Here is a 22,524-nt window from a genome sequence, read left to right as displayed (position 1 = left end):
CAAAGATGTGCTACAAAATATGTAGTTTTTACTTTCAATACTATATGTTTCGAAGTTTTCGTATGAATTCCTTTAAAACAGTGTGAAACTAGTTATAGTTATTGTCAGTTATTTAAATACTTAAAATACAGTACGTGAAATTTAAGAATATTCACTCTTTTTGTATAACACTCAAATTGTTATTGCAAGTAATCTATTCACTTGTATACAACAAAAAATCCTCCTCTGAATTTCCAAAGGGGGATTTTTTCCTAAGCTATAAAAGGCTAGTTATGAAATTTAAGCTACATGGTTATATTTCTCTAAAAAACGAATTCGTTTCGCTACGAATGCATACATTTTGAAAACAAGTTTTGCTATTGGTTCAAAAATACGTTTTTTCTGCAATAATAAACAGCTTGTTAAAATCGTTATGACAGCCGCACCCATTACATCTAAAGGAAAATGAACACCTACATACAAACGTGATATACAAACTAATACTGCCCACAAAAGTGCGATATATCTTAACTTTTCTCCTCTAAGAATAAACATGAATGCAATCGATAATACAAGTACAGAATGATCACTAACAAAGGATGAGTTTTCTGCGTGGGGTACTAGTTGATTCACATCATATGATACAAAAGGACGTGGATGATAGTATACTAAATGAATAAAAACATTTACTAGCAATGCAATTATTACTGAAAGTGTCGTATACAACACTGTATATTGTTTTCTTATCGCATTCTCTTTCTTTCCGTTATGAAACCATAAGATAAGCATGAATAGAATAGCCACATATGCAGCACTATTTGTAATAGCAATCATTACCTTATCTAAGAGTACAGATGTACCTGCTAAATTGTTTATCCATTGAAATACTGCGTAATTCACATTACTCTCTCCTTATAATTTCTTATTTCACTTGAAATTAAGATACAAGTTTACTTGATTTATACAGTATACAACATTTACACACATTTAGATTTTCACTTTATTCATGTTACTAATTTTCATTTGACAATTATGTAACTATTTACACGCATTAAAAATATATATGATGGAAAAACCTTTAAAATCATATAACCCACTAACTAAAAGTGTATATATTACATAACATATACATATAAAAACATAGGTTATTAAATCCTATTTTTATTCCATACGTAGAGCGATATTACCAAACTGTTCTCCCTGCTCCATACGTCTTAACGCTTGAATCGCTTCTTCCAACGAATAAACTTTATCCATAATTGGTTTAATCTTATATTTCTCTATAAACTTAATCATTTCATTAAATTCTTCACTGCTACCCATAGATGTCCCCATAATATCGATTTGATTATAAAATAACGCTCGTAAAGGTAATTCAATTTTATCTCCGGAGCTTGCACCAAAATTAACAATTCTCCCATTTGGTTTTAATACATCAAAGTATTTTAAGAATGTTGCTGGACCTATACTATCAATTATTAAATCTACTTTTCCTCCGCATAAACTCTCTTCCCAATTTCCAGAACTATTAAAAGAAAAATCTGCGCCATATGTTTCGGCAAATTTTCTTTTGTTCTCTACCCTTGAAGTAACACTTACTTTTGCGCCAATTGCTTTTGCAAATAACATAGCAAATGTCGCTACACCGCCGCCTATCCCCGGAATTAAAACATGTTCTCCACACTTCAATCTACCCTTTGTAAAAAGCGCTCTATATGCAGTCAGTGCCGATAAAGCCAAAACGCCAGACTCTTCCCAAGTAAGATATGACGGTTTTCCTACTACATTTTCAGCGGGCACTATTACATATTCAGCAAACGTTCCATCTTTTGGTCCCCCTAACACCTCTGGTAACTCTGGTACTTCGGCAATATTCTCCCATCCAATACTAGGATTAATAATAACCTCGGCTTGTAATAAATCAGCTGAAACACCTTCTCCTATTTCTGTAACAACACCTGCACCATCTGACCCTATTACTAACGGTAGATCCATTTCTTTTCTATTGTTTATAATAAATAAATCCCTATGATTTAATCCTGCTGCTTTTAACTTTACTTTTACTTCCCCGGCATTAGGATTTGTTTCAGATAAAAATTTATATTCTAACCCCTCTACCCCTTTTTTATATTGATGTAAAATTGCTTTCATTGCTTCATTCCCCCTTAATATTTTCAATGTACTAGAAATATTGAAATAAATAAACTAATCTGTCTCCAATAATTAGATGTATATCGTTATGACAAAAGAAAAAATCCCTCCCTATAAATAACGTAGGAAGGGATTTTTTAAATTTTTTCAGATAAAAATCTGTAATGTTAATTCTTTTGAGTTTTAGCTAATTCTAATATCTTTTGAATAAATGGTGCTTTTGCATTTGTATAAGAAACACGATCAAAAGGATATGTAGCTGCAAGTCTCTCTTTTAGTTCTCTATATTCTTTACGTGCCCATTCATGCTTTATTAGAAAGTCTCGAAATAAAAGATTGTTTTTCCATTCGTCACTATTATAAATATAAACATGTAAATGATGAGTACCCGCTCTCCATTTTCCCTTTCTAAAAAAACGCCAATTAGGTGTTTCTTTTGGAACATACTCATATCCAATTTTTAATAAATCTTCAATCCACTTTTTGATAATTTGCAAATCTGTTACGCCAATCATCATATCAATTAAAGGTTTCGCTCCTAACCCTTGTACAGATGTGCTCCCTATATGTTCAATAGCAATACAATCTTCCCCGAATAAAGAAATAAATTTCTCTTTTTCTATTAAATACTCTTCGTGCCACTCTTTTTCATATGGTTTAATAACGATTTGTTGTTCCATTTTATCCACCTTTTTATAATTATTTATTATTATATTTATATAAATTTCATGTGATTCACATAGGATTTTTACAAAACGTGTCGAATACTGAAATATATAACTTAATTATAATAAATGCGAGGTATAATATGAAAGATATTCCAGTTGAAATTCAGTTAAATCAAGTTACATTCCAGTTAAAAGAACATCATAATTTTGATTGGCTATTGAAATTAGGAACCGTATTTGCAGTTTTTGACCAGCAAGATTCAGGTAATATAAGTTTTGGTGTTGAAAAAAATGGCCATAAAAAATTCATTAAATACGCAGGGGCACAAACAATTGCATACGAAGGAACAATAAACGACGCTATTGAACGTTTGAAAAATTCAGTTTTCCTATACGAGGAATTAAAACACAACTCGCTTATAAAACTAATTGAACACTTTCCAGTTCAATCTGGATATGTATTAATTTTCGATTGGTTTGATGGTGAATGTCTTCATTCGCACTGGAGTTTCCCGCCTCCTGAAAAATATAAAAATCCAAACTCTCCATTTTATAAATTTAAGCATTTACCTGTTAGAAAACGAGTTCAATCCTTAAATTCCATTTTTTCTTTCCATACATATGTCGAAAAGAAAAAATATGTAGCGATAGATTTTTATGATGGTAGTATTATGTATAATTTTAATGCAAATAAAACGAAAATTTGTGATATTGATTTATATTCTAAAAAACCATACGTAAATAAAATGGGAAGATTATGGGGTTCCTCACGTTTTATGTCTCCTGAAGAATTTGAACTAAACGCTATAATTGATTCGAGAACAAATGTATTTAATATGGGGGCAATGGCTTTCGCGATTTTAGGTGGTGGAAAAGATCGCTCCTTTACAAAATGGGAAGCAAGTAGGGATTTATATGAAATAGCGTATCGCGCAGTAAATGAAAACCGAACCGAACGATATGCATCAGTTAAAGAATTTTATGAAGAGTGGGTAAACGTGTCGAATACTAAAAAGATATAAATCTATATTATTCAAACAAATATATAGTTTATACTATTATCATGATAATATATATGAAAAGGAAATTAAAAATAACGAGGCAAATATTATGAACTTTGTGTATATCAATCAACACGTGTTAAATAACCTTCTATACATTTTAAGTAGCATATTTATTTTTTATTTTATATATGATAGCGGGCGCAATTTGAAGAAATATAAAAAACTACTTATTATACTTTGTACGAGTATCCCTCTTATTTTATGTATGCGCTATCCTATCTATATGGATGAAAATTGTATTCATGATTTAAGACAAATACCGGTTATAGTAGGTACGCTTTATGGTGGCTTCCCTGTCGGTATAACATTGTTTGCTATTTTATTAATTACAAGATTTTCATTTTATGGATTTAGTATGTTAACAATAGTAGTGTATGGAACAATGTTTATCATTACAGCATTCGCATCCGCAAAATTTAATACGTATAATAGAAAAATTAAAGTAGCTTATGCAATGTTTTTAACATTTTTCTTAGCAATATTTACAACTGTAATTGTATTAACTTTATCAGATTTTGAAGTGAATAATTTGTACATCATTTATTTCATAATATTACCAACCGTTTTAATGCTGTTTGTAGTTTATTTTAATGAAGTTTTAAAAGATGCAGTATGCATGCGATCGAAGTTAATTAAAATGGAAAAAATGGAGATTGTTAGCCAACTCGCTGCTAGTATATCGCACGAAGTAAGAAATCCCTTAACTGTTGTAAAAGGATTTACACAACTTTTAAAAACACCAAATTTAACTCCAGAATCAAGAGACGAGTATATTAAGCATATACTCGAAGAATTACATCACGCCCAAGGAATTATTGATGATTATTTAACGTTTGCCAAACCTGCTTCAGAAAAATTAGATGAGATTTCAGTAGAACAAGAATTAAATCGAGTTATTAATATGATCTTACCTTTATGTAATATGAATACAATACATATTACAAAAGATTTCTCTACGGCAACAATAGTTGGTAATAAACAGCACTTTCAGCAATGTTTTTTAAACTTATTAAAAAATGGTATTGAAGCAATGCCTAATGGCGGTACTTTAAATATCTCCTCTTCTATTAGTAATAATAAAGTTATCATACGAATTGAAGATAGCGGAATTGGTATGTCACAAGAGCAAATAAATCGATTTGGCGAACCGTATTTTAGTACAAAAACGAAAGGTACAGGTTTAGGTACAATGGTTGCTGTTAAGATCATTGAAACGATGCAAGGTAATTTGAAAATCCGAAGCGTTATGAATAAAGGTACTACTTTGACAATTACATTTCCGAAATGTAATACAAACGCATCTAACAATAAATAAAAAAGGAGCAATTATGCTCCTTTTTTATTTGTTTCGATACATAAGTATCTTCTATGTTTTTTAGTTTTACATTTGTGGAGACTAACTAAAAATTAGTACCCTCCGCCCCAGCAGCTGCATCCAACGATAATTAATAAAATAAATAACACAACTAATAAAGCGAAACCTCCACCAAAACCACAAGAACCACCGTAACTCATATTTTCTCCTCCTTTTGGTTTGAAAACTAATAGGTAGTTGATCATTTTAACTGGTTCGTATTATACATTATGTAAATATCCCTTTTTTGAGCATGTCTATATAAAAATAAGTAAAAGCACTCATTTGAGAGTGCTTTAAAATGGATACCAGAAATTTTGAAATACATGTAACTTTACATATACTGCAGCAATTAAAATAAAAACACCTACAAATAAAGCAATGAGATCTCCGCTTTTCGCTTTATTTGTATAGAACCACGTACGTGTATCCTTCTTTCCAAATCCTCTTAAATCCATTGCGTTTGAAACTGTATCGATTCTCTCTAAAGAATGAATAATTAAAGGCCAGAAAATTAAGACACGGTTTTGCATGCGGATCCATAAACTTGCTTCTCCTTTTTCGAAAGCTACTCCTCTCGCCTCTTGGGCATGTTTAATAACTTTATATTCAGATTGAATATCAGGTATATAACGTAATGCAATATTTATCGCATAAGTAATTTTATAATGAATTCGAAATTTACTTAAGCTACTCACAAATTTGCTTGGATCAGTCGTATAAATAAAAATAAGTGTAAATGGTAATAACGTAAAATACTTTAACGAAAGTGTAGCTGCATAAAATAATGTTTCGTATGTAATTGTTGCATATCCAATATACATAAATGAAGTATACGATCCAGTTAATTCAGATCCATGGGTTGGTGTAATAAATAAGATCATGACAGAATTTAATAAACTAAATGTAAATATAACAGTAAAAACAATAAAAATTTTACGAAATGGAATTTTAGCAACTAAAAGTCCGATACATCCAATTATAAATACGAATAGCAATACGCGAAAATCAAAAAATAAAAAGGTAAGCGTCATACAAAAAATAAATAACAACAATTTCACTGCTCCGTCCATGCGATGAAAATATGTATTATACACCTTCCTCCCTCCTAATAACATCAAAATAAAGTTCCATAAACCTTTCAGGATTTGCAATACCACTAAATTTAACGAGTTTAAATAAAGAACTCTCCTTTAAGTTCGCTCTTTTTAACGTTTCTGGATGACCTAATACAATGGATGCGGTATGATTCGCAATAATTCTCCCTTCGTGTAAAACTATCGCCCTGTCTGCATATTCCAATGCGAGATTCATATCGTGTGTGATAAAAATAAATGATATTCCCTTTTTAGCTAATTTTCTAATAAACGACATAAACTGTTTATAATGATAATAATCTTGTCCCGCTGTCGGTTCATCTAATATGATAAGTTTTGGATTTGCTGTTAGTACAGATGCAATCGTTAATCTCTTTTTTTGTCCATAACTTAACGCCTGAATTGGCCAATTTCGAAATGTATACAAACCACAAATTTTTAACGCTTCCTCCGCTCTAAACTTAATTTCTTCCTTTGAAACCTTTTGTAATTTTAATGTGAATGAAACCTCTTCTATAACAGTAGGTTGTGTAATCATGTGATTTGGATTTTGCATGACATAAGATATAATCTCACCGCGTTTACGTATAGACCAAGAATTGATATTTACTCCATCAATTAAAATCCTGCCATTTTTTGTTTTGTTTATTCCTATAAGACTATGAGCTAATGTTGATTTTCCAGCTCCGTTATGGCCCAAAAGTGCTACAATTTCTCCTTCATATATGGATAAATTTACATTCTCTAATACTTTTTGTTTATTAGGATATGAAAATGATAAATTCTCTACTTTCAATAATTCTTTTTTTGTAGGAGTATCTTTACAAAAAGCTTTTTTCTCCATCCACTCTTTTATTACGCCACTAATACTTTCCTTATGAAGATTTTCAAGTGGATATATTACGTCATTATTACTATCAAAATGTAATCTTTTTAATCCTTCTATGTACATAGGTTCTCTTAATCCGATTGAGGGTAATATATTTGACGCTAAAATCTCATCTGGTGTCCCTATCGCAACAATTTCCCCTTCATCAATTAAAATAATTTTATCTAAATCCAGATTTAACATTTCTTCTATTCGATGTTCAATAATTACAATTGTTTTATTATATTGCTTATGTATATTTTTAATAAGTTCAATTGTATGTAAGCTGCTAGCTGGATCTAAATTTGCTAACGGTTCATCGAACAATAATATAGGAGCATTTGTTGTTAACAAACCCGCTAAAGAAACAGTTTGTTTTTGCCCTCCAGATAATTCATGCGGACTCTGTTTATGAAAAGTATGCATCCCTACCTTTTTTAATGACTCCGAGACAATCTTTTTCATTTCATCCTGATTTACACATTCATTTTCTAAATAAAAGGCTACATCTTCTTCTACTGTAAGACCAATAAATTGTGCATCTTGATCTTGCAAAATTGTGCCTACATGTTTACTTAGTTCAAAAACACTCTTTTTCCTCGGATCTTTTCCAGCAATTAAAATATTACCAGTACTAGTCCCTTCATAAGAAAATGGGATTAGCCCATTCATACAATGAGCTAACGTTGATTTCCCTGAACCACTTCGTCCAGCAATTAGCACTTTTTCCCCAGGATATATATGAAATGTAATGTCTTTCACAGTAGGCTGCGCTGCATGCTTATATTGAAAGTTGAATTGTTCAAAAGAAATAATTGGTTGCATTTTAATATCCCTACTTTTCAATTTTTAAATGTGTATGTTTCTTATTTGATTTAGCTAGGCCTATTGTAATTGGCAATCCAAGAACTAAAAATACAATAACGTCAGCAATTGTTGCACCTAACACTTGTATAACAATTTTATCAAACGGTTCTCCCATTACAATAATATCGAATGCCCCAGCAAATATAATAGCAATGACAATTCCAATTAAGCCAGTAATGGCTAAATAAGAAATATCTCCCTTATTATATGTCCCGTTTTTCACACTAAAGCCAACTCTTTTTTGAATGAACCCCATTGCAAAGCCAATAATGCCTGAACTAATAACCCATCCCCACCAAATACCCCAGCCAGCGATTGTGTCTGTTACGGTATGACCGATAAGTCCTATTAACAGTCCTGCCACTGGACCAAATAACGCTCCAAAAACGGTTAAAATAGCTAATGCAGGTTTAATAAATGTATTTGGTGCAATAGAAAATCCCCAAAGTCCTAATATCCCGTATAATGCTGCTCCAATTCCGATTGCCACTACTAATTTTGTTGATAATTTGTTCATAACAATTCCCCCCTCTTAATAGTCAACTTTTATTACTCTATATTTATTTTGAAAATGAATTATGCATCGACACTCCCTTTCTATACAACAAAAAATGACCTCTTACATAAGAGGTCATTTTCTTTCACATTTAAGAATCCTCTTATCTTCCAAAAAACACATCGTGTTCTCCGCGGAATTAGCACCTTCCTATACATTTACATAGGGGTTGCTGAGGTATCATAGGGCCGTTCCCTCCACCTCTCTGGATAAGTATTAATTTGTAATTCGTATTATGGCATTAAGAAGTATAAATTTCAACACTTTTCTAATTATTTTTTTTTTTATTTAACGGCACGTTTAAATCATTGTATTCTTATCGGAATTATGAAATAATAAATTTAAAATAGTTACGGGAGGAATGTACGATGAAAGTAATTGGTTTAATTGGCGGACTAAGTTGGGAATCTACATCATTATATTATAAACATATTAATACACTTACACTCTCTCAATACGACCAAAATGCAAAGCTTGTTTTATATAGCATGGACTTTGGTGAAGTAACGACTTTATTACAAAATCATCAATATGAAGAAGTGAAAAACGAATTAGTTACTGTTGCAAAGAAGGTTGAAAAATCCGGAGCTGAATGTTTATTAATGTGTTCCAATACGGTCCATTTATTTGCTGAAGAAGTAGAAAGTGCAATATCCATTCCACTTCTTCACATAGGTGATGTAAGTGCTAAAGAAATGGTAGAACAGAATATAAAGCGTATCGGATTATTGGGTACGAAACAAACGATGGAACAAGACTTCTATAAATCACGTCTAGCAAACTATAACATTGAGACAATCATCCCAAATGAAGAGGAAAGAAATTTTATTCATCATGTTATTTTAAATGAATTAAGTAAAGGAATTATTTCAGAAACATCAAAAGAAAAGCTATTACAAATTACAAAATCATTAATTCAAAATGGCGCAGAAGGTATACTACTAGGCTGCACTGAAATACCATTGCTCATTTCCAAAGACGACCTTACTGTTCCTGTTTTTGATACTGCTTTTTTACATGCAAATACTGCTGTGCAGTTTGCAGGATAATCATATAAAAGCATAAAGGTAGAGCCCATTGTCTAAACTATTTATTTAAAAGAGATGTAATCACGGTAATTGCTTCTTTTGAACCACCACAATCTAAAAAACTATCTTTCAGTTTTCGTATTCCATGCTTATACTTTTCATTTGAAAGAACATCTGTTACCGCTTCTCTTAACGTTTGCACATTAACATGCTCTTTCAATAACCGATTTGCTGCTTCCAGTTCGGTTAATCTTTGTGCTATCATTGGCTGGTCTTTATCGTGTGGAATGATGACAAATGGGACATTAAAATATTTAGCACTTCTTTCTCACTCCTTACATTTCAACGCTCTTAATAATCATACTGTAATAATTACCGTCAATCTTCCCCTAATAGTCCTAATATACTTGCTACTTTAGATTGATAAATAATTGTCAGTTATTTAATTAAAAAAGGCATCTACATAAGTAGATGCCTAACCGTGATAAGGAGTGTTCTGTGAGGTTAGAATAAGCTTTTCAGCTTGTCCTATGCTATCAATATATGATTTATTTTATAAAACGTGAACAATTGATAGAATGATTTTACCTTTCTATCACCCATTTTGAATCTATCCCTAAATTAAATGACTCTAGTTTCTATATTATTTCATATGTTTTAACCTTCTTGAGAGCTATCTATTTGTAAATTTTATCCAGTCATTCTCTTATTTTTCAATTCAAAATAAGCATCTAAAACTTCTTTTCCAATATCAGAGTTAATACCAGATTTATCATTCATAACCCACGGCACAACTACAGAGAATGCTACTTCTGGATTATCATATGGCGCATACCCTGCTAACGTTAAGTTATAACATTCTCTTCTCTCGCCCTTTTCATTTCTTCCAATATCGCTTTCTCCACCGTAAACTGTCTGTGCTGTTCCTGTTTTACCTGCTGGTTTATAAGATGCTTTTTGGAACGCCCTTACTCCTGTTCCATCACCCTCTTGGAATACCTTTCTAAATCCTTCTTTTACTTGATTTATATAATCCTCTTTCATATCAATTTTATTTAAAACAATTGGTTCTACTGCATGCACCACTTTACCAATCTCATCTTTTTGCGACGTTTGCTCTCTTACCTCTTGTACAATTTGTGGCTTCATTCGATATCCACCGTTTGCAATTGTTGAAATATACTGTACGAGCTGAAGTGGTGTATACGTGTCATACTGACCAATTGAGTAATCTAATAAGAAACCCGGCTGATTATCTTTTTTACCAATTTGTCCAGCTGTTTCATTCGGTAAATCAATACCCGTTGGAACACCTAATCCGAATTGTCTGAAATAGTACCTCATTTTATCAAAGTATTCCTGTTTAATATTTAATGAACTATTTTTCACATAATCCACACCTGCAATTTTTAATGCTGTATGAAACATATAAACGTTTGAAGAGACTTGTAACGCTCTTAAATCATCAATGTTTCCAAACTCTTTCCAAGATTTCTTCTCCCTAGTACCTTTAAACTTCATAGGTGCATCATAAAAATAAGTACCTGGTGTTATAGCTTTCGTTTCAAATCCAGTTAAAACTGTGGCACCTTTAACTGTTGATCCCAGCTCATATGAACTAGTCATTGTACCTAATGCATAGTCTTCAATTTCTGTTTTCCCGTCTTTTTCTACAAGTCTTTTCCCAGCCATTGATAATACTTGTCCGTTTTTCGGATTCATCATTACAACGAAAGCACGGTCCAACATAGATTCAGATCCTTTATATGCCTTTAATATTTTTTCTATACTTTCTTCTACTTTTTTCTGTAATTCCATATCTATCGTTAAAGTTAAGTTCTTACCGCTCTTTCCCTCAGAAATTGTTTCCGTTCTAATTGTAGTACCTTGTTTATCTGCAACGCTTCTTACTTCTTTTTTTGTACCATGAAGTACATCTTCATATTGCTGCTCGATATAACTTTTTCCAACCCTATCATTTCGGCTATAATCACGTACTAAGTAATAATCTAATCGTTCACTTGGTAATCCTTCATCAGAATTAGAAACATTTCCAAGAACGGATCGGAATAATCCATCATTCACATACACTCTCTCCCAATCAACCGACACGTCTACACCTGGGAGATTTGCTAAACCTTCACTAATTATAGTAAATTCCTTTTCACTAACGTCTTTTTTAATAATTTGTGGAGCCATTTGATAACCAGAAGTCATCTTACTTTTAATAGCTAACACTTTTATATCTTTATCTGTTAAATCTTGAAGATTTTTATCCGTAACTCGTTTTCTTTTTAACTCTTCAATTTTTTTATCTAAATTTTTCCCGGTAATATCTTTATCTCTGAACCTATTTATTTCTTTTTTAGATACTAATTTTTCGGTTAGTGTCGGATTTAATTGCATCCAAAAATCTTTCTTATCCGTCTCAGTTAGTTTATCTATATCTTCTTGTGGTATTTCAATTATCTCTGCAAGTTGACTTGCTGTTTTTAATATTTCTTCTGATTTTACACCTTTCATCTTTGTATATGTAATTGTACGTAAAGACTTATTATCAACTACTGGATTCCCTTCTCGGTCAAATATTTTTCCCCGCGGCACAGAAAGGCTTACGGTTGCATTTTCTCTCTTCTCCACTTCATTTTTATACGTCTCACCATCGATAATTTGTACTTTACCTAATTGTATAATCATGGCAGAAAACAATATAAATACACATAAGAATAAAATGTTTAACCGCATCGGTACTGCTCTATCGCTTTTTTTCTTTTGTTTTTTCACCTTGTCATAATCTCCTCCTTACTGTATTTCTATTAATAATTGAATCTATATATTAAAAGTAATGCACGTTTTCTATACATTACTTTGCACAAATACTAATATATTGATAAAAACTTAATAGAAATTAAAGCAAATCTAAAGAAAAGGTAAAGTTTTCTAAATTAAATACAAAAATACCCAATAACGAAAAGCTTGACTTTTCGTTATTGGGTATTTAAGAATTAATAATTGAACGTATTGATTCTAATCTATCATCATAATTTGATAAAGGCTTTTTACTCTGAATTTTTGGCAAGTAAATCGTTACTGTTGTCCCGACACCAACCTCACTCATAATACTTATATTCCCTTGATGACTTTCAATAATTTTATAACTTAACATCAATCCAATACCGGTACCTTTTTCTTTCGTACTATAGAATGGTTCACCTAATCTTTTAATTCTTTCTTCAGGTATTCCTATTCCTTTATCAATTACACTAATAATGATACCATCTTTACCAATTTCTTTTATGTGAATTGAAATTTCCCCACCATCTGGCATAGCTTCGATTGAATTTTGCAAAATGTTAATAAATACTTGTTTCAGTTGATTTTCTGAGCATTCAATGATTATATCCTTGGAATTTGTATATAATTCAACTTGAATATTTGTCATAATTGCTTTTGTATTCATTAATGAGACGACATTTTTAAATATTTGATAAATATTTTTCTTTTCGGTACTTATTTCGTCTGTTTTAGCAATCGACAAAAATTCTTGAAGAATCGCTTCTATTCTTTCAATTTCAGAAAGCATTAAATCAAAATATTTTTCTTGATCTTCTTTATTAATTTGGAATAACTGTATAAACCCTTTAATGACTGTTAATGGATTTCTAACTTCGTGAGCTACACCAGCTGCTAATTGACCAATTGCTGCAAGTGTATCTGATTTATTTAGCAATTCTTCTGTCTTTTTCCGCTCTGTAATATCCCGTACAATAATCATAATTTTATCATGTAATAACGGTAAACATCTAGCTTCAAAGAAATCGATACTTTCATTAATTGTAAGCGGATATTCAACAATTGCATTTGTTCCTTTTTCTTTCACTTGAAAAATTGCTTCTTGAAATTTTTGTGCTACTGAAGTTGGTAATACTTCGTAAAACTTTTTTCCCATAAAAGCTTCTGCGGGTACGTAAAATTTTGTAGGGGATCCTGCTTTATAATCAATAATTGTGCCGTCATCTTCTGTTAAGAAACATAAGTCTGGTAAAGCTTGAAAAATTAATTCCAATTCAGACGTTTGTTGTATTAATTTCTCTTCTATTGCTTTTAAATGTGTAATATCTACACCAACAGCCCAATAACTAAATCCACTTACAGGAAACTGTTCTGATATATTGGACCACATTATCGTTTTAATTTCACCATTTTTACATGTTAAGCGCATTTCCCAATCTCTAAAGTTCTTTCCACGAGTCAAAAATTTCTTTTGTATCTCGTGACGATAATTATGATCAGGATACAGTAAGCGAAGTGCGTTTGGATTTCCAATTACCTCTTCCGCAGTATATCCTGTTACAATTTCACATTCGCGATTCCACAAAACAAAATCTCCATTATAATCAAGTGCATCAACCATAATAGGCATGTTTTGTAAGATTGTATGTAGTTCCTCCTCTTTTCGAGTAAGTAACGTTGTATTTTTACTTTGAAATCCTTTCATTACTCCACCTATAATTAGATTTGAAAGCATTTCAAAGTATTTTTGGGAATTGAAAATTTCGCTTTTCTGAGACCATACAACAAAAGATCCTAAATATTGATTGTATAAAAAAATGGGGATTTCAATTTTGGGAAGTTTACATATTTTCTTTTCATTTATTCCAAATGAAAATATACATTCTTTTTCAGCATCAAGAAGTTGATGTGATATGTTGGTTAATTGATAAAATTGTTCTGCCATGGTTTCTATTGTACTCACATCAATAAGTTCCATTAGCCGCGCATTCATTCCTTTTTCACCTCAATATGTAAAATTCATACAAACTTTAAATTCATACTTCTCCATTATACGAAGAATGTGCCTGTAGGTATATAGCTGAAGAATAATTATTCGAACAAATTTTATTTTTCAATTAAAAACAAAAAATATATGCATGCAAATTGAAACTCTAATTAGTAAGTTTTATTCATCTCCGACTGATTATTAGCTAAGCCAATCATGATCTTTTATGTTGCATGAACTCTCCTTAACATCCTTACATTCGTTAAGTTTTGACATAGTTTTATACACACTAGTAGCAATATAAAAATACATTACATATAAAGTTCATAAAATTTTCACAATTATCATGAAAAATATAAACATTTATTCCAATATATTCTATATAATAAAATGTAATAAGGCTTCTATGAATCTCATAGAATACCTTACCCCTAATAAAAAGAAAAAAAGAATCCAATTGGATTCTTTTTTTCTTTTTATGTTACATTACATATTTATATAAAGCATGTGCAACACCATGTTCTTCATTAGATAATGTTTCATATTTACACATCGCTTTTATTTCTTCAACAGCATTTCCCATTGCAATTGAAATGTTCGCTTTTTCCATCATAGAAACATCGTTTAGCCCATCACCTATCGCAACAGTATTTTCAACTGAAATATTAAGATATTCAGCTAAAGTGTATAATCCATTCCCTTTTTGAGCATCTCGATGATTAATCTCTAAATTGTGCCAATATGAAGATGTAATTGCTAAATCTGAATTATGAAGAAATGTTTCTTTTAGTTTTTTTAATTTCTCTATATCATAAGAAAATGGCAACAATTTATGCACGTGTATTTCTGTTTCTACAATTGACTTGCAACTTTCCGTACTATGAAATGCTGTATGCTCAAGGTATAATGCTGCAATTGTTTCTAATTCTTGTATATCCACATTTGTTTTTGAATTTTTCAAATCCTCAATTTCCCTGCGTACACTTTCCACTCCATATTCTGGAACATATACGCCTTTATCTGTATAAAGTTGATAATATAAACCATTCTCTTCAAGATATTCTACTATTTTAAGTGCCTGCATATTTTGAATTGGATATCTTTTCATCATTTTTTTATCTTTATATATAAGTGCACCATTTTCTGCAATGATCGGACACTCTAAATCAGCTTCTAACAATAATCGTTCAATATCGACAATAGAACGTCCTGTACAAATCGCTACAACATGGCCCGCTTCTTGACATGCTCGAATTGCTTTTGCATTCTCTGTACTAATCATTTTATTCCCTGAAAGAAGGGTTCCATCTAAATCAATTGCTATTAATTTCATTATTTCTTCACCACTTTCTAAAATACACGAGTTCTACCTATATTCAAGGTATCGTTTTCACACTGGTCTCGTGAGGTTCTCTTTAGTTATAATTTATGAAAAGCGTTTCAGGTCAAGAAATAATTAAAAATAAAATCAGAAGCTTTTCTTTTTAAAGAAAAGCTTCTGATTTTAAACTATGAACTATAACTAATATATTTCGTCTCACACATGTACACATTCTTTTCTTCAGTTGGGACATATATTTTAAACTTTTCTAAACGTTTTCCGTAAACATGAATAGTGACAACGCTTTCATTTTCTGCTATTTCAAGAATATGACAATCAGCTGGTGGAATGACTTTATCTGTTTCTCCTTCTCCCAAATAAAGATTTCCTGTATGAGTTAAATAAACAAGTGAATTTTCAAACTGCTTCGTTTGTATAAAGTTCTGCACCATTATTCTTCCTGTAAATACGCCTTCTACTCCCCATGTGCCATCATGATCATGCAAAGGAGTCGATTGTCCATCTTTCCATACAAGAGCTAATACTTCAAAACGATTTAAAGGATCTTCATAAAGCAAGTGTCGTGCATATTGAGCCGAATTCGCCTTCTGTTTTTCTAACGGAAGCCATGTTTTCTTTTCTAAAAGTTCTTCTAATAATTTTTCAATCCCACAAACAATTTGATCTTCTAACAAATTACTATTTATTAAATCCGTTACAGCTTTAATAAATGTTTGGAACGTCTTACTTCCATTACACGTTAACATAAGCATCCTCCTCTACTCTTATTCACACACTTCCATACTAAATAACCAACTAAAATTTTACAATTGAGAAATAAAAAAACAAGGTACAGTAAATTTGTACCTTGCTGAACAGTTTATTGAGTGTTAAGCGAATAGGTAAGAATTTTGAATTAAATCATAATATGCTTTATCCTTCTCTTCGACGTTTTGAGAGTATGGGGGCTATAACGAAAAAGGTACATACACAAGTCGGTAAGCCAAATCGAAATATGTACGACATAACTGAAACAGGAGAAGAAATCTTTTCTGAAATGTTGCGCGAGTTTCCCGAAAAACTCGCGACAAACAATATAGAATTTCTTGTTCGTATCGCGCTTTTTGAAAAGCTTGATTATGAAGCTAGAAAAGAAGTTTTAACAATACGCCAAGACATACTACATAAACAACTTACTACTACTCAATCTTTAATGCTAGTTCACCTTTTATTACAGAAGTCATTGAATTTAGTAAATCACGTATCGAACATGAATTGCTCTGGATTACATCACTTATGAAGAAAATATGAAAAAATAACAATAAAAGTTAAAAACAATGAATGAAAATGAGATTTATTATCAATACTATAATTAATAAAAGGGCAACCACGATTTGGCTACCCTTCAAAAATTTATACTTCCGGATCGAAAGTTTTACAATCTGTTTCTTCTGTAGTCGATGCTTGTTTTCCTTTATGACTTACTACATAAATTGCGTCTGCGCTACATTTATTGCCGTTAGCCCAAAATTTACAGTTGTTTACTTCACATAAAACGTCTTGTGCCATAGTATCACACCTCCTCGTTCTATTATCATTAACAAAATTCGGAGGTATGATACTTTTTGTTATGCATTTTTTATTACCTTTTTAGCTTTCTTAATGGCTCTATATCTCCTTGTACAATAGCACCTATATTTTCAGTTATTTTTTCAATATCAAAATGCCACCATTGAATTTGCAATAACTCCTCTATTATTGTATTTTTAAATCGTTCCTTTATTTTATTTGCAGGGTTTCCACCAACAATTGTATATGGTGCAACGTCTCTAGTCACAACCGATTTAGCTGCTATTATTGCACCATCCCCTATTTTTATTCCAGGCATAATTGTTGTATCCATACCGATCCAAACGTCATTTCCTATAACTGTATCACCTTTGTAAGGTAAATCAGACAAATTAGGTGTATACTTCTCCCACCCATTTCCAAATATATTAAATGGATATGCCGAAAATCCATCCATCCGATGATTCGCTCCATTCATAATAAAGGTAACTCCATTTGCAATGCAACAAAACTTTCCAATGATAAGGCGATCTCCAAGAAATTCATAATGATGTAATACTCGATCTTCAAATGTTTCTCCATCTTTCGCATCATAATATGAATAATCTCCGGCGAGTATATTAGCTTTCGTTATTGTATTTTTTATAAAGTGAACATTTTTATTTCCTTCAATAGGGTATTTAACATTTGGATTAGGATTCATGTTGCACAGCACTTCCTTTCCTATTCATTTCACTCTCTATTGCTATAACTGGCTTTAAATTGTATATAGGTAAAATAAATAATAATCCAATTATAAATAGTAAAGCTGTGCCTTCGTACATCGTACTTAATGAGAACATTTCTTTTAATGAACCAGCAATACTCATTGTTACTACCATTGAACCGGTGAATAGCGGACTTAAAATGCCATTTACACGACCAATAAAATCAGTATCACTATTTTGAATAATGAGCGTATTAATACCTATTTGAATACAAGGAAGAGCTAAACCGCTAAAAAGTTGTGCTGTGAGTGTTACCCATAAATTGGTGGAATAACCTATAATACCGATGCCGATTGCCTGACCAAGCATACCGATAATTAACATCTTTTGCGGCGCAACGTTTTTTGCAAACACCATCGCTAAAGCACCGCCAACAATCATTCCTGCACCATTTACTGTTAGTAACCATTGTAAACTCTCTTTTGATAATCCTAACTGCTCAGTCACAATAAAAATACCTAACGGCTGAATTAAACCAATTCCTAGTCCTGCTGCCATAAAACAAAGCCCTAGCAAAGTTAATGCCTTTTTCTTTTTCACATATTTAATTCCATCGAGCATTTCCTGTAATAGAGTGATTTCTTTCTTCTCATTATCATTCTCAAGATCTTTCGGAAGAAATAACAACACAGCTGCTGCAAGTAAAAAAGCGATACCTGTAATAATGATTGAAATATAAATTCCAAAACTATGAAAAATAAATGTTCCAAGAATTGGTCCTAACACCATAAATATCGCAAATATTGTTTGATAAATAGACATCGCTAATTGGATTTGTTCTGCCGATAAATGCTGTTTAAATAATTTCATCCCTGATGGTTGAGAAAACTGCGAAAGGATTGCAGAAATAAGCGTTACAAAAAATACGATTTTCCACGTTCCAAACATTAGAGTAATTAATACAGCAAATACCGAAATAGAACTTAACGTTTCACACCATACCATTGTCTTCTTCGGCTTCCACCTATCAGCAAACGTTCCACCAATAAAGGAAAAGATGAAAATTGGAGCAAACTCCGCAACTGAAATCATCGAAATAGCAAAAGCATCGCCTTTTGTCATTTCCATTACATATAGTAATACAGCAAAGTTCCGAACCCATATTCCAATTTGTAAAAATAATGCTGATGCTAAAATCCCTTGTACAAACCGGTTTTTTAATACTTGTGATACCCCATTATTTTGTTTCGTTTCTACATTTGTCGACATAAAAAAGCCTCCTATTTCATCTTCTGAACAGGAGGCAGCACAAATCATATGAAAAGACTATATTTTTCGCAGAGCGAAATACATCCCTTTTCTATAAATGTACAGACTAATCCTATTCAGAAGAATATTTCGTTTTTTAACGAAGATCTCTTACAAATAGAATTAGTTGATCATTGGGATGTATTCACCCTTCCGTTTCGAATTTAAATTACACATACATACTCTATGTAAATCATTTTCTATGTATGCATGTCTTACAACAAATATTCTAGAATGTTAATGGTAATTCCTCTAAAGAACGCATTAAATAATTACCTTGCCATTTAATTTCTTCTCGATCTCCTTTTATTTGTAGTTTAGGCATTCGATTAAATAACGTAGTAATAGCAATTTTTGCTTCCAACTTAGCAAGTGGAGCGCCTAGGCAGAAATGGCTACCATGTCCAAAGGCAATATGGCGATTGTTCTCGCGAGTAATATCGTAAACTTCCGGATTCTCAAATACTGTTTCATCACGGTTTGCAGAAGCTAAGGCAATGACAACCATATCTCCTTTTTCAATTGTTTGATCGTGAATTTGAAAAGGTTCATCTGCCCATCTTGAAGTTGTAACCTCAACCGGGGAATAATATCGTAATCCTTCCTCAATTGCTGCATCAATTAACTTTGGATTTTCTTTTAATAACTGTAATTGATCCGGATTTTCAAGAAGTGCTAATACCGTATTTGTTATTAAATTTACCGTTGTCTCATGCCCTGCAACAATTAGTAACATTATCATTGAATATAGTTCCCGAGCGTTAAGTTTATGTCCTTCACTTTCTGCAAGTATTAAAGCACTAACCAAGTCCTCTTTCGGTTCTTTTCGTTTCATATCAACTAAATATTGAAGGTATGTAATAAACTCAGATAGTTGCTTTTCAGTTTCTTTTATTTCTTCTGGTGTTTCTGGATAAGCAATGACAGCATGAGACCAAATTCTGAATTTCGCTTGATCCTCTTTTGGAATGCCAAGCATTTCACTTATCACAATGATCGGTAAAGGAAATGAATAATCATCAACAAGGTTTAATGAATCTTTTCGCTCGACTTCGTTCAATAAATCATCTGCGATATGCTGAATTCTTCCTTCCAATTGCGCGATCATCTTCGGTGTAAAAGCTTTTTGTACGAGTGATCGTAAACGATTGTGATTAGGTGGATCTGAATTTAACATGTGCGTCGTTAAATAATCACTATTGTCAACAGTAAGAAACACATTCAATGTATCTTGAGAAAACACATTGGCCGGATCTTTTTTTAAGCGATTATCTTTTAATAGTGGTAAAGCATCTTCATATCTTGTAATAAGCCACTCTGCACCTAATTCCGTTTTATTCACAAATAAGATAGGTTGCATTTTACGAGATTCTTTATAAATTTCATATGCATCTTCTTTAAACTGAGCTGAAGCTAAATTGATGCCATTCTCTATTCTTAGCCCAACTTTATTTTTCATTGACATTGTATCCCCTCACTCTCATTTGTTTTTGAAAATCAACCAACATATGCATTATACGCTAACAAAAACGAGAAAATTGTAAATTTTTACACGAAATCTTACTTCGTATATTGAAAAATAAAAAAGTGAGGGAGTAAAATCTTTCTACTCTCTCACTTTTCTTTATGCGAAGCACATGAAATTACTAATTTGTTGATAGTGATAACTTACTTTACGACGACGACCACCTTGCCAAGTGTAACCTGATACTCCATTTCTTCTCACTTCAGTCGGAAAGAACCATAAGTCTCTTCCGAAAGGTCCTGAACGATGCAAACGTAAATAGCCCCATCTTCCTAGACAGTTACACATCCATGATTTCATATTACCAGCTTGTGCAGGTGAAGCAAATGTGGATGGTAACGATGGCACTTGGGACGGTGGTGGTGACGTTGGAGCATCTTCCGCATCATCTGGTCTATAATCTTCTTGCTCCATATCTCTCACTTCATTTGTAGGTTCATACCCGTAGTTTTGTGGATTATAATACATCGCTTGACCATATGGATAATTTTGTTGGTTATACATATTAATAAATCACCTTCTTTTTGTTCATTACCTTTACCATTCATATGTGATATGCCCTCTCTGGGAATCTTATGTATAGCCTAAATTCAACAAAAAATAAAGCTCGTATTTTAAAAATACGAGCTTTTTCATAAACGGAATAGATGTATTATTTTCTTAATTTCACACTATAGAAACGCATTTCATCTAATGAACCTTCAAATTCAAATACTTCTTGTTTAATTAATTCCTTTAAGCGATATTCTAAAAACGTATCGCCAACTGATTGCTCTACAAGACCAAGTGCTTCACCAATTACTCTAGGAGCTTTTAGGAATTCTTGATCAGCACCTATACTTTTCGCGCATTCAATAATAAATTGATCAAAATAATTTTCTTGTACAGAACGCACTTCATTGTCTGTCCAAACTCTTAAAAACCCCGTACTTTTCGAGAGACTATCCCACTCATGTTCAAACTGCAGACGATTCTCTACAGTTAAATACGGCAATTTTACAAAACTTTTTTGAATTAGAGCTAAACTTTCAGGTGGTAACTCTCCTGTTCCACGAATCACATACTCTAGTTTTAATATTTCTTTACTTGCTTCAGATGTATTCATAACGCGAATATTTTTCTTATCTTTTAATTGCGCCATTGCAAAACATAGACCTACATGTTCATGTGCGTTATCGGCTTTCCAAATTGTAATAGGCGTTTCACTAGGAATAGCGTATAGTTCTTTCATAGTTTCTAAAAACCTTGGTAAATACTCTTCTTCAAAATAATTTTCATAAGCATTTAAGTTGTTTACTAACCATTCCTGTCTTGCTAGTTGCCCTTCATTCATATGTAACTTATTTATCGGCCCAATTGAAAAGAATTCAGAAAAAGCAACAACCATCTCTTCCAATCGTTCTTCTTGACCAAGCATATGCTTTAAACATCCAGCTGTTGAATCATCAAATGCAATATGTACGTGTGAGACTTCTTTTACACTTCTTTTATAAGATGTATTACTCGTTAGTTGCTTAGGAATATCCATCAAATTTTTAATAGTATCTTCACTATAGTTTTCTTTTAATAAATTTAATTGGATTAGAATACTTTGAAGTAAATGTTTTGCTTCATCTTCGTGCATATCCTCTACAGCATTTTTAATTTTATCTATCATGTAAACCCCTCAATTCATTTCAAAA

20 protein-coding genes, 2 pseudogenes and 1 riboswitch are annotated in these 22,524 nt (G+C 31.9%); of the genes and pseudogenes, 4 read left to right on the top strand and 18 right to left on the bottom strand.

Features of this window, described 5'->3' with window-relative positions; genetic code table 11:
• Positions 1-279: 279 nt before the first annotated feature.
• The 3 genes from EGX95_RS11485 to EGX95_RS11475 form a co-directional block, all read right to left on the bottom strand.
• Positions 280-879 carry an undecaprenyl-diphosphatase gene (locus EGX95_RS11485; protein WP_001104979.1) on the bottom strand — a complete coding sequence of 200 codons (600 nt, stop codon included), beginning with the start codon at positions 877-879 and terminating at the stop codon, positions 280-282.
• Between the two features lie 261 nt (positions 880-1,140).
• A complete protein-coding gene (locus tag EGX95_RS11480) occupies positions 1,141-2,130 on the bottom strand; it encodes a zinc-binding dehydrogenase (RefSeq protein ID WP_000644320.1) in 990 nt (329 codons plus the stop codon).
• A 167-nt stretch (positions 2,131-2,297) separates the two neighbouring features.
• Positions 2,298-2,810, bottom strand: a complete 513-nt coding sequence (locus EGX95_RS11475) for a GrpB family protein (RefSeq protein ID WP_000437687.1) — start codon at positions 2,808-2,810, stop codon at positions 2,298-2,300.
• Positions 2,811-2,938: 128 nt separating this feature from the next.
• On the opposite strand from EGX95_RS11475, the gene EGX95_RS11470 reads away from it, so the two are divergent.
• Together EGX95_RS11470 and EGX95_RS11465 are read left to right on the top strand one after the other, a co-directional pair.
• Positions 2,939-3,820 (top strand): protein kinase family protein, encoded by an 882-nt coding sequence (locus EGX95_RS11470; RefSeq protein WP_000651947.1) that lies wholly within the window; start codon positions 2,939-2,941, stop codon positions 3,818-3,820.
• Between the two features lie 88 nt (positions 3,821-3,908).
• Positions 3,909-5,177: a sensor histidine kinase gene (locus tag EGX95_RS11465; protein WP_001012258.1), complete on the top strand. Its 1,269-nt coding sequence runs from the start codon at positions 3,909-3,911 to the stop codon at positions 5,175-5,177.
• Positions 5,178-5,269: 92 nt separating this feature from the next.
• Here the strand turns inward: EGX95_RS11465 and EGX95_RS11460 are convergent, their stop codons facing one another.
• The 4 genes from EGX95_RS11460 to EGX95_RS11445 all read right to left on the bottom strand — a co-directional run bounded on the left by EGX95_RS11460 (position 5,270) and on the right by EGX95_RS11445 (position 8,565).
• Positions 5,270-5,377: a YjcZ family sporulation protein gene (locus tag EGX95_RS11460; protein WP_000120182.1), complete on the bottom strand. Its 108-nt coding sequence runs from the start codon at positions 5,375-5,377 to the stop codon at positions 5,270-5,272.
• Between the two features lie 135 nt (positions 5,378-5,512).
• Positions 5,513-6,313 carry an energy-coupling factor transporter transmembrane component T family protein gene (locus tag EGX95_RS11455; protein ID WP_000282906.1) on the bottom strand — a complete coding sequence of 267 codons (801 nt, stop codon included), beginning with the start codon at positions 6,311-6,313 and terminating at the stop codon, positions 5,513-5,515.
• The gene (locus EGX95_RS11450) at positions 6,306-8,006 is read right to left on the bottom strand and encodes an ABC transporter ATP-binding protein (protein WP_001182476.1); all 1,701 of its coding nucleotides are present in this window, start codon (positions 8,004-8,006) and stop codon (positions 6,306-6,308) included. Before EGX95_RS11450 ends, EGX95_RS11455 begins: the two co-directional genes overlap by 8 nt.
• 10 nt (positions 8,007-8,016) lie before the next feature.
• The gene (locus tag EGX95_RS11445; RefSeq protein WP_001038200.1) at positions 8,017-8,565 is read right to left on the bottom strand and encodes an ECF-type riboflavin transporter substrate-binding protein; all 549 of its coding nucleotides are present in this window, start codon (positions 8,563-8,565) and stop codon (positions 8,017-8,019) included.
• A 139-nt stretch (positions 8,566-8,704) separates the two neighbouring features.
• A riboswitch (SAM riboswitch) is annotated at positions 8,705-8,820 on the bottom strand.
• Between the two features lie 152 nt (positions 8,821-8,972).
• Here EGX95_RS11445 and EGX95_RS11440 point away from each other — a divergent pair.
• Entirely contained in the window at positions 8,973-9,653 is a 681-nt protein-coding gene (locus EGX95_RS11440; RefSeq protein WP_000864404.1) for an aspartate/glutamate racemase family protein, read from the top strand.
• 37 nt (positions 9,654-9,690) lie between these two features.
• Here the strand turns inward: EGX95_RS11440 and EGX95_RS11435 are convergent.
• The 5 genes and pseudogenes from EGX95_RS11435 to EGX95_RS11415 all read right to left on the bottom strand — a co-directional run.
• Positions 9,691-9,951: pseudogene (locus EGX95_RS11435) on the bottom strand (glycosyltransferase); the annotation flags it as partial.
• Between the two features lie 371 nt (positions 9,952-10,322).
• Complete coding sequence (locus EGX95_RS11430; RefSeq protein ID WP_000744299.1) at positions 10,323-12,416, bottom strand: peptidoglycan D,D-transpeptidase FtsI family protein; 2,094 nt, start codon at positions 12,414-12,416, stop codon at positions 10,323-10,325.
• A 214-nt stretch (positions 12,417-12,630) separates the two neighbouring features.
• On the bottom strand, positions 12,631-14,418 hold the full coding sequence (locus EGX95_RS11425) for a PAS domain-containing sensor histidine kinase (RefSeq protein ID WP_000994083.1): 1,788 nt from the start codon (positions 14,416-14,418) through the stop codon (positions 12,631-12,633).
• Positions 14,419-14,893: 475 nt separating this feature from the next.
• A complete protein-coding gene (locus EGX95_RS11420) occupies positions 14,894-15,745 on the bottom strand; it encodes a Cof-type HAD-IIB family hydrolase (RefSeq protein ID WP_000766401.1) in 852 nt (283 codons plus the stop codon).
• Positions 15,746-15,921: 176 nt separating this feature from the next.
• Positions 15,922-16,500, bottom strand: a complete 579-nt coding sequence (locus tag EGX95_RS11415; RefSeq protein ID WP_000954453.1) for a cysteine dioxygenase family protein — start codon at positions 16,498-16,500, stop codon at positions 15,922-15,924.
• Between the two features lie 92 nt (positions 16,501-16,592).
• On the opposite strand from EGX95_RS11415, the pseudogene EGX95_RS11410 reads away from it, so the two are divergent.
• A pseudogene (locus tag EGX95_RS11410) lies at positions 16,593-17,044 on the top strand (PadR family transcriptional regulator).
• A gap of 102 nt (positions 17,045-17,146) precedes the next feature.
• Here the strand turns inward: EGX95_RS11410 and EGX95_RS11405 are convergent.
• The 6 genes from EGX95_RS11405 to EGX95_RS11380 all read right to left on the bottom strand — a co-directional run bounded on the left by EGX95_RS11405 (position 17,147) and on the right by EGX95_RS11380 (position 22,499).
• Entirely contained in the window at positions 17,147-17,302 is a 156-nt protein-coding gene (locus EGX95_RS11405; RefSeq protein ID WP_000046091.1) for a DUF1540 domain-containing protein, read from the bottom strand.
• Positions 17,303-17,375: 73 nt separating this feature from the next.
• The gene (locus tag EGX95_RS11400) at positions 17,376-18,005 is read right to left on the bottom strand and encodes a Vat family streptogramin A O-acetyltransferase (RefSeq protein WP_063246811.1); all 630 of its coding nucleotides are present in this window, start codon (positions 18,003-18,005) and stop codon (positions 17,376-17,378) included.
• Positions 17,995-19,278 (bottom strand): MFS transporter, encoded by a 1,284-nt coding sequence (locus EGX95_RS11395; RefSeq protein WP_000106379.1) that lies wholly within the window; start codon positions 19,276-19,278, stop codon positions 17,995-17,997. The genes EGX95_RS11400 and EGX95_RS11395 overlap by 11 nt, the downstream gene beginning before the upstream one ends.
• 268 nt (positions 19,279-19,546) lie before the next feature.
• Positions 19,547-20,782, bottom strand: a complete 1,236-nt coding sequence (gene cypA / locus EGX95_RS11390; protein WP_002027768.1) for a cytochrome P450 — start codon at positions 20,780-20,782, stop codon at positions 19,547-19,549.
• Positions 20,783-20,941: 159 nt separating this feature from the next.
• Positions 20,942-21,346 carry a hypothetical protein gene (locus tag EGX95_RS11385; RefSeq protein ID WP_000282708.1) on the bottom strand — a complete coding sequence of 135 codons (405 nt, stop codon included), beginning with the start codon at positions 21,344-21,346 and terminating at the stop codon, positions 20,942-20,944.
• A 148-nt stretch (positions 21,347-21,494) separates the two neighbouring features.
• Positions 21,495-22,499, bottom strand: coding sequence for a DUF1835 domain-containing protein (locus tag EGX95_RS11380; RefSeq protein ID WP_000565678.1), 1,005 nt, complete (start codon positions 22,497-22,499; stop codon positions 21,495-21,497).
• Positions 22,500-22,524: the final 25 nt, after the last annotated feature.

The organism is Bacillus sp. FDAARGOS_527 (genome assembly GCF_003812125.1).
In the GTDB taxonomy this organism is placed as follows: Bacteria; Bacillota; Bacilli; order Bacillales; family Bacillaceae_G; genus Bacillus_A; species Bacillus_A paranthracis.
The sequence above is the reverse complement of the archived record's forward strand: the minus strand, read 5'-3'. Positions and strand labels throughout refer to the sequence as shown.